Genomic DNA, 12,809 nt, shown 5'->3' on the forward strand with positions numbered 1-12,809 from the left:
CGTTGTGCCCCCAGGGACGGGGGTGCCGATGACGCGCACGGGTGACGGCAAGACCGGCGGCGGCCGTGGACACGGACAGGCGACGGACGGCCCCGCGCGCCCGGGGGGAGCGCTCCCCGGGGCCGGCCCCGCCGTCGGGCGGGCCGTCGAGGTCAGCGGCGACGGGCTGCCCGCCTGGCTCGCCCCCGTCGTACGGGCCGCCGAGACCGTCGAACCCCCGCAGCTCAGCAGGTTCCTGCCGCCCGAGGACGACGCGGGCCGCCAGTCCGCCGTCCTGGTCCTCTTCGGCGAGGGCGTCCGGGGTCCCGAACTGCTGCTGATGGAGCGCGCCGGTTCGCTGCGCTCCCACGCGGGCCAGCCCGCCTTCCCCGGCGGCGCGCTCGACCCCGGCGACGGCGACCCCCAGGGCGACGGCCCGGTGCGGGCCGCGCTGCGGGAGGCGTGGGAGGAGACCGGGCTGGACCCCGGCGGGGTCCAGATCTTCGCGGTGCTCCCCAAGCTCTACATCCCCGTCAGCGGCTTCGTGGTCACCCCCGTCCTCGGCTGGTGGCGCGAGCCCAGCCCGGTCGGGGTCGTCGACCCGGCGGAGACCGCCCGGGTGTTCACGGTTCCCGTGGCGGATCTCACGGACCCCGCCAAACGCGCCACCGCCGTGCACCCCCTGGGCCACACCGGCCCGGCGTTCCTCGTGGAGAAGGCCCTCGTCTGGGGGTTCACCGCCGGGGTCATCGACCGGCTGCTGCACTTCTCCGGCTGGGAACGCCCCTGGGACCGCTCCCGGCGGGTCCCCCTCGACTGGCACGCGTGACACAGTGGGCGACCGAAAGCGCACGTCACATGGCAAGGTGTGCGTTCTGGTGATCAATCCCGGGGCCCCGGACGGCTCCCGCGCCCGCCCGGCCCCGGCCCGGCGGACGACGACGGACGGCGAGGCAAGGCGAGGCGTGAAACGGTGAATGTGCTCGACATCCTGCTGCTGGTGGCGGCCGTGTGGTTCGCCGTCGTCGGCTACCGGCAGGGCTTCGTCGTCGGCATCCTGTCGGTGATCGGCTTCCTCGGGGGCGGACTCGTCGCCGTCTATCTGCTGCCGGTCATCTGGGACGGCGTCACCGACGACGCCGACGTCAGCACGACCGCGGCCGTCGTCGCCGTGGTCATCGTCATCGTCTGCGCCTCCGTCGGGCAGGCGTTCACCACCCACCTCGGCAACCGGCTGCGCCGGCACATCACCTGGTCGCCCGCGCGCGCCCTCGACGCCACGGGCGGCGCGCTCGTCAACGTCGTGGCGATGCTGCTGGTCGCCTGGCTGATCGGCTCCGCGCTCGCCGGGACGACCCTGCCGACCGTCGGCAAGGAGGTGCGCGGCTCCAAGGTGCTCCTCGGGGTCTCCCGCGCGCTGCCCGACCAGGCCGACACCTGGTTCGCGGACTTCTCGTCCGTGCTCGCCCAGAACGGCTTCCCGCAGGTCTTCAGTCCGTTCTCCAACGAGCCCATCCAGGAGGTCCGGCCGCCCGACCCCAAGCTGGCCAACAGCGCGGTCGCGGCCCACGCCAAACGCTCCATCGTGAAGGTCCTGGGCACCGCGCAGAGCTGCGACAAGGTCCTGGAGGGCACCGGGTTCGTCTTCGCGGAGCGCCGCGTCATGACCAACGCCCATGTGGTCGGCGGGGTCGAGGAGCCCACCGTCCAGATAGGGGGCGAGGGCAAGCTGTACGACGCGAAGGTCGTCCTCTACGACTGGCGGCGCGACATCGCCGTGCTCGACGTCCCGAACCTGAAGGCGCCCGCGCTGGAGTTCGTCACCGACCGCGAGGCGCGCAGCGGGGCGGGGGCGATCGTCGCCGGGTTCCCCGAGAACGGCGCGTACGACGTCCGTCCCGCGCGGGTCCGGGGCCGGATCACCGCGAACGGGCCCGACATCTACCACCGGGGGACCGTCCGCCGCGATGTGTACTCGCTGTACGCGACGGTGCGTCAGGGCAACTCCGGCGGGCCCCTGCTGACGCCCGACGGGCGGGTGTACGGGGTGATCTTCGCGAAGTCGCTGGACGATCCCGACACGGGGTACGCGCTCACCGCGGACGAGGTCCGCGACGACATCCGGATGGGGCGCGCGGCGAACCAGCAGGTGGACAGCGAGGGCTGTGCGTTGTAGCCGTCCGGCTCGGTGGGCGGTCGGTCGCTGGCGGTCCGTCCACCGGCCCGCGGGCCGGTGGGGCGCCGCTCGCGCCGTTCCCCGCGCCCCCTTGCGCGTGCGTCCCGGCTCGTTGTCCGGCTCGCGGGCCGGTGGGGGGTACTCGCGCAGTTCCCCGCGCCCCTTCGGGCGCCCCCTGGTCCGTTCTCGGGGTGCGGGTACGCGGGGGTCCGCTCCCGCCGCTCCGTTCCCCGGCCGCTGGGCCGTGGTGGGCTGTTCGCGCCGTTCCCCGCGCCCCTGGGGGGTGCCTCTGGCGGTGCGGTTTCTTCTGCGGGTCGTGGTGGGTCGCCCGCGCAGTTCCCCGCGCCCCTGACGGGGCACGTGGCACCCAGGGAGCGCCCCGAAAGGGGCGCGGGGAACGGCGCGAGCGACCACGGCGTGCCCGCACCGGAGAACGGACCGGGCCCGGGCGGCCACGACGTGCCCGCACCAGAAGAACGACCGGGGGCGCCCGAAGGGGGCGCGGGGAACTGCGCGAGTAACCACGGCGTGCCCGCGCCGGAAGAACGACCGGGGGCGCCCGAAAGGGGCGCGGGGAACTGCGCGAACGGCGCCCACCGGCCCGTGAGCCGGAGTGCGTAGCGTCAGGAGGACCCTGCCACCCCGACCGGACGGTCAGCCGCGAGGGTGGCGCAACCGCGCCGAGACCCAGCGGGCCCGGCGCCGCAGAATGCGCGGAATGCCGATCGCCTGCCCGGCGGGCCGCTCGCCCGCCGCTCTGCGCGCACCGCTCCGTGGCAGGGACCCCGATCCGGTCCCCGAGCGGCCTTCCCGTGCTGCGTCACTGTGGTCGTGCGTCCAGCCCATACCGGACGTGTGCCCGGCCCCCAAGGTCGGTAACCGCCCCGCACGGGCCCAATCGGCCTATGCGCGGGGCACATGGCAGCGGACTGACCGTCGGTCAACCGACCGCTGACCGAAGACCGGTCGGCGGACGCCGGTCAGCGGTCGGGCTCGGGGTCCTTCAGCCAGTTGACGAGTTCGGTGGAGAACGCCACCGGGTCCTCCTCGTGCGGGAAGTGCCCGACCCCGTCGAACAGCCGCCACCGGTACGGCGCTTCCACGTACTGGCCGGACCCGGCGGCGCTCCGGGTCCGCATGACCGGGTCGAGCGAACCGTGCAGATGGAGCGTGGGCACCCGGACCGGCCGCTTCATCCGGCGGTTGAACTGGAACCCGTCCGGACGGGCCAGCGAGCGCACCATCCAGCGGTACGGCTCGATCGAGCAGTGCGCGGTGGACGGGATGGACATGGCGCGCCGGTAGGTGTCCACCACGGGGTCGGTGAACTCGTCCTGCCGGGGCCCGGCCCAGTCCCGGATCAGACGTCCCACCAGGGCGCCGTCGTCCGCGAGCAGCTGACGTTCCGGCAGCCAGGGCCGCTGGAACCCCCAGATGTGGGAGCCCGCCACGGTCTGCCGGGCGTCCGACAGCATCGCCGAACGCCAGCGGCGGGGGTGCGGCATCGAGGAGACGGCGAGCCGCCGCACCAGCTTGGGGCGCATCACGGCGGCCGTCCACGCGAGGTAGCCGCCGAGGTCGTGGCCGACGAGCGCGGCGTCCGGCTCCCCGAGCGAGCGGACCACCCCGGTGATGTCCAGGGCCAGGTTCGCGGGGTCGTAGCCGCGCGGGGTGCGGTCACTGCCGCCGACCCCGCGCAGGTCCATGGCCACCGCCCGGAACCCCGCGTCCGCGAGGGCCACGAGCTGGTGCCGCCAGGCCCACCAGAACTGGGGGAAGCCGTGGAGCAGCAGCACCAGCGGCCCCTCGCCGAGTTCCGCGATGTGGAAGCGCGCCCCGTTGGCGGCGACATCGCGGTGCGTCCAGGGGCCCTCGATCCGGACGACCGAGGGCGGCTGGGACGAGGGGGTGGCCGGGTGGGTCATGAGGACGAGCGTGCCACAAGCCCGGGCTCGTCGCGGAACCCGTCGTCCCCGGCCGCCGGGCGCGGGTGCGGCTTGGCGTGCTGGAGCACGGCGGCGGTCTGCTTGGCGGAGGCGGCGACCTTCTGCGGCCCCTTGCCCTTCTTGGCCTTCTTGGCGAACGCCACGCCGACGAGCGCGAGGACCACGGCGACCAGCACGTTCGCCGCGAACGACAGCAGGAAGCAGACGGACAGGTGCCAGCCGCTCCAGGCGTGGATGCCGTACGCGAGCGCGAAGCTCAGCATCGGCAGGGAGAACAGCAGCACGGTTCCGGCGGCGATGAACGCGCCCCCGCTGACCGCGCCGCGCTTGACGTCCTGCCGCAGCTGGGCCTTGGCCAGCGCGATCTCGTCGTGCACCAGCGCCGACATCTCGCTGGTGGCGCTGGCCACCAGGTTGCCGAGGCTGCGGTCGGCGCCCACGGGGGCCTCCGGTGCGCTCATCGCGTACTCCCTCTCTCCGGTGTGTCCCGTCTGGTCCGGCGGGCGCTCCGGGTCCGTGTGGCCCCGGAGCGGTCGGCGACCCCGCCGCACGTGCGGCGATGACGCTTCGATGTCAGATCATGCCGGACCGTCGCCCCCGGCGCCCGCCCCGGCCGTCACTTCCGCGAGCCTGCGGTGCTCGGCGGCCTTCCGCTCGTAGATCGCGGCCATCCGCAGGTGGTACTCCGGATTGTCCTGCTCGTAGACGTCGGGGATGCCGTCGAGGTCGTCGTCGCGCTCCTCGTCCGCGCACAGCGCGCGGTACTTGGCGTTGCGGACCTTCAGCAGGACGGAGGCGAGGACGGCCGCGATCAGGGAGCCGACCAGGACGGCCGCCTTGACCTCTGCGGTGAGCGCCGGGTCCCCGGCGAAGGCCAGTTCGCCGATCAGCAGCGAGACCGTGAAGCCGATGCCCGCGAGGGTCGCGACCGCGAACACGTCCGGCCAGGCGAGGTCGTCGCTGAGCGAGGCCCGGGTGAAGCGGGCGGTCAGCCAGGTGCCGCCGAAGATGCCGACCGCCTTGCCGACCACCAGGCCGAGGACGACCCCGAGGGTCTCGGGCTGGGTGAACACCTGGGTGAGCGCCCCGCCGGAGACCGACACCCCCGCGCTGAACAGCGCGAACAGCGGCACGGCGAGCCCCGCGGAGACGGGCCGCACCAGATGCTCGATGTGCTCGCCGGGGGAGTGGGCCTCGCCCTCGCGGCGGGTGCAGCGCAGCATCAGGCCCATCGCGACGCCGGCGATGGTGGCGTGGACGCCGCTGTTGTACATCAGGCCCCAGATCACCAGGGCCAGCGGCACGTACACGTACCAGCCGCGCACGCCCTTGCGCAGCAGCAGCCAGAAGACGGCGAGGCCGAGGAAGGCGCCGCCGAGGGCCGCGAAGTCCAGTTCGCTGGTGAAGAAGACCGCGATGATCAGGATGGCGAAGAGGTCGTCGACCACGGCGAGGGTCAGCAGGAAGGCGCGCAGCGAGGAGGGCAGGGAGGTGCCGATGACGGCGAGCACGGCGAGCGCGAAGGCGATGTCGGTGGCGGTGGGCACCGCCCAGCCGTCCAGCGATCCGCCGCCGCCGAGGGCGGTGGCGGTGTACACCAGCGCGGGCACGGCCATGCCGCACAGCGCGGCGACCACCGGCAGCACCGCCGCCTTGGGGTCGCGGAGGTCACCGGCGACGAGTTCGCGTTTGAGCTCGATCCCGGCGACGAAGAAGAAGACCGCCAGGAGGCCGTCGGCGGCCCAGTGCTGCACGGACAGGTCGAGGCCGAGCGCGGCGGGTCCGAAGTGGGCGTCCCGGACCGTCTCGTAGCTCTCCCGCAGCGGGGTGTTCGCCCAGACCAGGGCGGTGATGGCGGCGATGAGCAGCAGCACCCCGCCGACGGTCTCGGTGCGCAGGGCTTCCGCGACGAAGTTCCGCTCGGGGAGGGAGAGTCGTCCGAGGAGCTTGCGGGGGGTGCTGGGCGCGGCCACGGGTGCGGACCTCCAGGTCGTGTGCGACGAACCCAGTCGACGGGTCGCCGACTGCGTTGCCGACCAGACTTCCCGGCACACCTGTGGTACTCGTTCTCGTCGCGTCGAGGACCGTCCCGGAGGGGTGACTCCGGAGGGATCTGACTCCCGGTGGAGTGTGGCTCCCGGTGGGACGAGGGCTCCCACGGACGTGGGTTCCCTCGTGGGGCGGGGACGACCGTGGTGGCTCGTCCGCCGTCCGCTCGATCTTGACGTGACCTTGACGCGACGGACAGCTTACCTGCTGGTCCGACGGGCGTATCGGGTGATCGTTACTTTACGCAGAAAAGGGGCGTCCGGGTGACCGGACCGCCGGTGCTCAGTCCTCGCTGGGCGTGGCCGGGAGCTTGGTCTGGATGAGGTCCATGACCGAGGAGTCGGTCAGCGTGGTGACGTCACCCAGCTCGCGGTTCTCGGCGACGTCGCGCAGCAGTCGGCGCATGATCTTGCCGGACCGGGTCTTGGGCAGCTCCGCCACCGGCAGCACCCGCTTGGGCTTGGCGATCGGGCCGAGCGTGGCGCCCACGTGGTTGCGCAGCGACGCCACCAGGTTCTCGTCCCCGGCGTCGGCGCTGCCCCGCAGGATCACGAAGGCCACGATGGCCTGACCGGTCGTCTCGTCCGCCGCGCCCACGACCGCCGCCTCGGCGACCGAGGGGTGCGAGACCAGCGCGGACTCGACCTCGGTGGTGGAGATGTTGTGTCCGGACACCAGCATCACGTCGTCCACCCGGCCGAGCAGCCAGATGTCGCCGTCCTCGTCCTTCTTGGCGCCGTCGCCCGCGAAGTAGCGGCCTTCGAAGCGGGACCAGTAGGTGTCGAGGAAACGCTGGTCGTCGCCCCAGATGGTGCGGAGCATCGACGGCCACGGCTCGGTGAGCACCAGGTAGCCGCCGCCTCCGTCGGGCACCTCGTTCGCCTCGTCGTCCACGACGGTCGCGGCGATGCCCGGCAGCGCGCGCTGCGCGGAGCCCGGCTTGGTCTCGGTGACCCCGGGCAGCGGCGCGATCATCATGGCGCCGGTCTCGGTCTGCCACCAGGTGTCGACGATCGGACAGCGGTCGCCGCCGATGTGCTTGCGGTACCAGATCCACGCCTCGGGGTTGATCGGCTCGCCGACCGACCCGAGCACCCGCAGGCTGCTCAGGTCGAACTTGGCCGGGATGTCGTCGCCCCACTTCATGAAGGTGCGGATCGCGGTGGGAGCGGTGTAGAGGATCGTCACGCCGTACTTCTGGACGATCTCCCAGAACCGGCCCTGGTGCGGGGTGTCCGGGGTGCCCTCGTACATGACCTGGGTGGCGCCGTTGGCGAGCGGACCGTAGGTGATGTACGAGTGGCCGGTGACCCAGCCGATGTCGGCGGTGCACCAGTAGACGTCGGTCTCCGGCTTGAGGTCGAAGACGGCGTGGTGGGTGTACGCGGCCTGGGTGAGGTAGCCGCCGGAGGTGTGCAGGATGCCCTTGGGCTTCCCGGTGGTCCCCGAGGTGTAGAGGATGAACAGCGGGTGCTCGGCGTCGAACGCCTCGGGGGTGTGCTCGGTGGACTGGCGGCCGGTGATCTCGTGCCACCACACGTCGCGGCCCTCGGTCCACGCCACGTCCTCGCCGGTGCGGCGGACGACGAGGACCTTCTCGACGCCCTCGACCCGGGTGAGCGCGTCGTCGACGGCGGGCTTGAGGGCGGACGGCTTGCCCCGGCGGTAGCCGCCGTCGGCGGTGATCACCACCTTGGCGCTGGCGTCGGTGATGCGGGCCGCGATGGCGTCGGCGGAGAAGCCGCCGAAGACCACGGAGTGCGCGGCGCCGACGCGCGCGCACGCGAGCATCGCGACGACCGCCTCGGGGATCATCGGGAGGTAGATCGCGACCCGGTCGCCCGCGGTGACGCCCAGCTCGGTGAGCGCGTGGGCGGCCTGCGAGACCTCGTCCTTGAGCTGCGCGTACGTCACGGCGCGGCCGTCGCCCGGCTCGCCCTCGAAGTGGATGGCGACCCGGTCGCCGTTGCCCGCCTCGACATGGCGGTCCACGCAGTTGTACGCGACGTTGAGCTTGCCGTCCTGGAACCACTTGGCGAACGGCGGGTTCGACCAGTCGAGGGTCTCGGTGGGCTCGGTCGCCCAGCTCAGACGGCGGGCCTGCTCGGCCCAGAAGCCGAGCCGGTCAGCCTTGGCCTGCTCGTACGCCTCCGCGGTGACATTGGCGTTGGCCGCCAGCTCGGCGGGAGGCGCGAATCTGCGTTCTTCCTTCAGCAGATTGGCCAGGCTTTCGTTGCTCACGACGTCTCCCTTTCCCAGGAGTCGGTCCGCTGTGTCCCGCGCCACAGCTCACCAGAACCAAGGGGCCGCTGACAAGGGCTGGCCGGAAATTGGTTTAGACCTGTGTGGCGTACCTCTCCGGAGGAAGCGGAGGCGACGGGGGTGCCGTCCACGGGGTCCGGAGGGGGTCGATCGGGCCCGGTCAAGGGTGGTGCGCGGGGCGCGCCGCGGGGGTCGCGGCGCGCCGGTCGTGGGGGTGTCCGGAGGTCGTCCCGGGGTGGGGGACGGGTCACCGGGGTGGTGGGTGGGTGAGGGGGCGGGGCCCTCGGGGAGTGGGCGGGAGGACGCCCTGAGGCGTGGAGAGGGGCGTCCGGGGGCGCGTCCGGTGGGGCACCCCCGGACGGTGGGCCGGGTCCCGGGTCCCGGGTCCCGGTCCGGGGTGGGTCAGGGTCCCGGGCTGGGTCCCTGGCCAGGGACCAGGAGCCCGGGGCCCGGGCAGGGGCGTGGCGTCCAGGGTCAGGGTTCGGAGTCAGAAGCGCTGGACGGGCGCGGTGGCCGTGGCGCCCGCGCTGTGGGCCCCGGGGGAGCGGCCCGTCGTCTCCTCCACCTCGGTGACCTGCGCGAACGTCACTTCGGGCGGGTCCAGGAGATAGGACTGCGCCTCGCCGACGTGGAAGTACATGCCGTAGAGGGCGAGGGAGCCGTCCGCGAGCCGTCGGGCCACGGACTCGTGTTCCCGCAGATGGGTGAGTTGCTGCACCACATTGGTGAGGCAGAGCTGTTCGACGGCGTCGGCGGGCGGACGGCCGCACAGCCGGGGTGGTGCGGGGGAGGCCGTCCGCATCCGTTCGAGGCTGGGCAGCCCGTGACGCAGCCAGCGGCGGAGCGGGGTGCGGGCGTCGGGTGCCTCGGGCCGCCTGGACGCGGCGCCGGACGCCGAACCGGTGGGGGCGTCGTCGGGGGCGGCCGTCGTCGGGGACCCGGCGGACTCGGCCTCGGCGGTGAGCAGGGCCTGCATGGCGCCGCACCCGGAGTGGCCGCAGACGGTGACCGAGCGGACCCGCAGCACCTCGACGGCGTACTCGATCGCGGCGGCGACGGAGTCGTCCCCGCGTTCGGCTCCGGGGCGGGGCACCAGATTGCCGACGTTGCGGACCACGAAGAGGTCGCCCGGTCGGCTTGAAGTGATCATCGAGGTGACCAGCCGGGAGTCGGCGCAGGCGAGGAAGAGCTGTGAGGGGCGTTGCCCCTCCCGGGCGAGTCTGGCCAGCTCGCCCCGGACCAGGGGAGCGGTGTGCCGCTGGAAGGCGCTGATGCCACTGGCGAGCGGGTGCCCGGGGTGCCCGGGGTGCCCGGGGTGGCCGGTGCGGTCGGGGTGCGCGGGGTGTCCAGTGTGACTGGAGTGCGTGGGGTGGCCAGGGGGGTTGGGGTGCTCCAGGTGCCCGGGGCGGTCCGGGCGGTCTGTGCGGTTCGGGTGGCTCTGGTGGCCGAGGGCGTGCGCGGGCGGCGGGCTGTGCGGGGGGTGGGTGCGGGCAGGGCGGTGGGTCTCGCCGGTGGGGGCGCTCGGCGCCGCGTGGTGGAGGTCGTGGTGGCTGGCGGTGGACCGGGGGTCCATGGGGTGGTGGTGGCCGGGTGTGGGTGCTGGCATGTCCCGTCTCCTCCGGGGCGGCGCGGTCGCGGACAGGGGCCCCGATCCCTCCGGAGGGGAGGGGGTGGGGCGGGCTCGCGGCCGTGGGGTCACGGCGTTGCAGCGGCGGGATGAATCAACTCTCGGTAAACGGATCGTAATTCAGAGTAAAGAACGAGACCGAACACCTGCATCAAAAGGCGCATCCATTCACCTGGAGGGGTGAATGGGTAATTTCATCGGCTTGTCATACAAAACTATTGAAGCTCCCGTGCGACGTTGACCGCGCCCAGATTTGTCGTACAGGAAGAAGGTGGGCGGATGGCCGCCACCCCAAGGATCGCCGTGGGTCTCGCCGTGACCGCGGCCTGCGCCGTGGCCCTGTCCGGCTGCGGCGACACCGACGGCGCCCGTGCCGAGCGGACCGCCCCCCGGGAGAAGGAGCCGCCCGCGGCCGCCGCGCCCAAGAACGCGGTCCGGCTCATCGGTGACGGCTCCACCGCCTTCACCGGCGCCCAGCCGAAACTCGCCCGTCCCGAGCGGCTGAAACCCGGTCAGCGCCCGCCGCAGTTCGTCGTCTTCTCCTGGGACGGCGCGGGCGAGGACGGCCAGCGGCTGTTCTCCCACTTCCGGAAGGTGTCGAAGGCCAACAACGCCACGATGACCTACTTCCTCAGCGGGGTGTACATGCTCCCGGAGGAGAAGCGGAAGCTGTACGACCCGCCGCAGCACAACGCGGGCAGCTCCGACATCGGCTTCAACGACGTCGAGGGGATCAGCGACACCGTCGAGCAACTGCGCGGCGCCTGGCTGGAGGGCAACGAGGTCGGCACCCACTTCAACGGCCACTTCTGCGGCAGCGGGGGCGGCGTCGGGCAGTGGTCCGTGGAGGAGTGGAAGAGCGAGATCGCCCAGGCCAAGTCCTTCGTCACGTCCTGGAAGACCAACACCGGCCTGAAGGACGCCGAACCGCTGCCCTTCGACTACGAGAAGGAGCTGATCGGGGCCCGGACCCCCTGCCTGGAGGGGCGGAAGAACTTCACCAAGGCCGCCCGCGAACTGGGCTTCCGCTATGACACCAGCGGGGTCAACGACCAGGTGTGGCCCCGGAAGAAGGAGGGGCTGTGGGATCTGTCGATGCAGCTCGTCCCCGTCCCCGGGCGGTCCTTCGAGACGCTGACCATGGACTACAACTTCATGGTCAACCAGTCCGGCACCACCTCGCAGGGCGATCCGTCGATGCACGAGTACTGGGGCGACCAGATGCGCGACGGTCTCCTCCAGGGCTTCGACCGCGCCTACGAGGGCAACCGCGCGCCGCTGATCATCGGCAACCACTTCGAGTCCTGGAACGGCGGCACCTACATGCGCGCCATCGAGGAGACCATCGAGACGGTGTGCAACAAGAAGGACGTGCGGTGCGTGTCCTTCCGTCAACTCGCCGACTGGCTGGACGCCCAGGATCCGGCGGCCCTCGACAAACTCCGTTCCCTGAAGGTCGGCCAGGCCCCCAAGGGCGGCTGGGCGTCCTATCTGTCGGCCCGCCCCGCACCCGCCCCCAAGGGAGTCCCGGGCGCGCCCGCCGCGGAGCGCTGAACGGCCCGGCCCGCCCGGTCCGAGGGGGTCGACGCCTCCCCGGACCGGACGGGCCGGTTGCCCGGACGGTCACGGTGACCTGGACGGGCCCCGGACGTCCGGACGGGACGGGAGGGACCGGGCGGGCCGGATAGGCGGGACGGGACGGGCGGGCCGGACAGGCGGGACGGGGCGGGCAGGCCGGACGGACGGACGGGACGGGCCGGACGGCTCAGACGGGCTGGACGGCGGCGGTGGCCACGTCCGCCGGGGACTGCTCGCGCAGCACGAACGCGGGGTCGACCTGGGCGGCCAGGTCGGCCCCCGTGCGCTCGTTGCCCCAGGAGGTCGCGTTGCGCAGGTGGAACTCCACCATCTGCCGGGTGTACCGCTCCCAGTCCCGGGCGCCGTAGGTGGCGTCGGCGGCCTCCTGGAGGGTGCGCAGGGCGGCGCGGTTGACGTCCTCCAGAAGGGCGAACCGGGGCGGACGCCCCTTCTCCATGGAGCGCACCCAGTCCGAGTGGCCCACGGTCACCAGCAGGTCGTCGCCGACCTCCTGGCGCAGGAAGTCGATGTCGTCGGGGCCCTGCACCTTGTTGCCGACCACCCGCAGTTCCACCCCGAAGTCCCGCGCGTACTCCTTGTACTGGCGGTAGACGGAGACGCCCTTGCGGGTGGGTTCGGCGACTAGGAACGTCATGTCGAAGCGGGTGAACATGCCCGAGGCGAACGAGTCGGAGCCCGCCGTCATGTCGACCACCACGTACTCGTCGCGACCGTCGACCAGGTGGTTGAGGCACAGCTCCACCGCGCCGGTCTTGGAGTGGTAGCAGGACACCCCGAGGTCCGCCTCCGTGAACGGCCCGGTGACCATCAGCCGCACCGGGGAGCCGTCGAGGTCCACCGGACGGGCGCAGGCGTCGTACACCGGGTTGTTCTCGCGGACCCTCAGCAACCGGGAGCCCTCGCCGGGGGGCGTCGTCTTGATCATGGTGTCGGCGGAGGCGATCCGCGGGTTCGAGCCGCGCAGGTAGTCCTTGATGAGCGGCAGCCGCGCGCCCATCGCGGGCAGCCGGGCCGAGGTCTCGTCGTCGAGGCCGAGGGCGGCGCCCAGGTGCTGGTTGATGTCGGCGTCGACCGCGATGACCGGCGCGCCGGTGGCGGCGAGGTGCCGGACGAAGAGCGACGACAGGGTGGTCTTGCCGCTGCCGCCCTTCCCAACGAAAGCAGTTTTCAT

At 72.6% G+C, this 12,809-nt stretch carries 9 protein-coding genes and 1 pseudogene; 3 read left to right on the forward strand and 7 right to left on the reverse strand.

Annotation, left to right across the window (positions count from 1 at the left end):
* The first annotated feature begins 28 nt into the window (after positions 1 to 28).
* Both ACVWNX_RS19295 and ACVWNX_RS19300 read left to right on the forward strand, forming a co-directional pair.
* Positions 29 to 808 (forward strand): NUDIX hydrolase, encoded by a 780-nt coding sequence (locus tag ACVWNX_RS19295; RefSeq protein ID WP_454408543.1) that lies wholly within the window; start codon positions 29 to 31, stop codon positions 806 to 808.
* A gap of 144 nt (positions 809 to 952) precedes the next feature.
* Positions 953 to 2,155 (forward strand): MarP family serine protease, encoded by a 1,203-nt coding sequence (locus tag ACVWNX_RS19300; protein WP_454408545.1) that lies wholly within the window; start codon positions 953 to 955, stop codon positions 2,153 to 2,155.
* A 654-nt stretch (positions 2,156 to 2,809) separates the two neighbouring features.
* Here ACVWNX_RS19300 and ACVWNX_RS19305 read toward each other — a convergent pair.
* The 6 genes and pseudogenes from ACVWNX_RS19305 to ACVWNX_RS19330 form a co-directional block, all read right to left on the reverse strand.
* The gene (locus tag ACVWNX_RS19305; RefSeq protein ID WP_454408547.1) at positions 2,810 to 3,001 is read right to left on the reverse strand and encodes a hypothetical protein; all 192 of its coding nucleotides are present in this window, start codon (positions 2,999 to 3,001) and stop codon (positions 2,810 to 2,812) included.
* A gap of 134 nt (positions 3,002 to 3,135) precedes the next feature.
* A complete protein-coding gene (locus tag ACVWNX_RS19310; RefSeq protein ID WP_454408549.1) occupies positions 3,136 to 4,080 on the reverse strand; it encodes an alpha/beta fold hydrolase in 945 nt (314 codons plus the stop codon).
* On the reverse strand, positions 4,077 to 4,562 hold the full coding sequence (locus tag ACVWNX_RS19315; RefSeq protein ID WP_454408551.1) for a phage holin family protein: 486 nt from the start codon (positions 4,560 to 4,562) through the stop codon (positions 4,077 to 4,079). Before ACVWNX_RS19315 ends, ACVWNX_RS19310 begins: the two co-directional genes overlap by 4 nt.
* Before the next feature lie 117 nt (positions 4,563 to 4,679).
* Positions 4,680 to 6,074, reverse strand: a complete 1,395-nt coding sequence (nhaA, locus tag ACVWNX_RS19320) for a Na+/H+ antiporter NhaA (RefSeq protein WP_454408553.1) — start codon at positions 6,072 to 6,074, stop codon at positions 4,680 to 4,682.
* Between the two features lie 358 nt (positions 6,075 to 6,432).
* A complete protein-coding gene (gene acs / locus ACVWNX_RS19325) occupies positions 6,433 to 8,391 on the reverse strand; it encodes an acetate--CoA ligase (protein WP_454408554.1) in 1,959 nt (652 codons plus the stop codon).
* Between the two features lie 508 nt (positions 8,392 to 8,899).
* Positions 8,900 to 9,808, reverse strand: a pseudogene (locus ACVWNX_RS19330) (carbonic anhydrase); the annotation flags it as partial.
* A gap of 510 nt (positions 9,809 to 10,318) precedes the next feature.
* Here ACVWNX_RS19330 and ACVWNX_RS19335 point away from each other — a divergent pair.
* Positions 10,319 to 11,593 carry a polysaccharide deacetylase family protein gene (locus ACVWNX_RS19335; protein WP_454408556.1) on the forward strand — a complete coding sequence of 425 codons (1,275 nt, stop codon included), beginning with the start codon at positions 10,319 to 10,321 and terminating at the stop codon, positions 11,591 to 11,593.
* Between the two features lie 211 nt (positions 11,594 to 11,804).
* Here ACVWNX_RS19335 and ACVWNX_RS19340 read toward each other — a convergent pair whose 3' ends face one another.
* Positions 11,805 to 12,809: an ATP-binding protein gene (locus tag ACVWNX_RS19340; RefSeq protein WP_454408557.1), complete on the reverse strand. Its 1,005-nt coding sequence runs from the start codon at positions 12,807 to 12,809 to the stop codon at positions 11,805 to 11,807.

It is taken from the genome of Streptomyces sp. JNUCC 64, assembly GCF_054484115.1.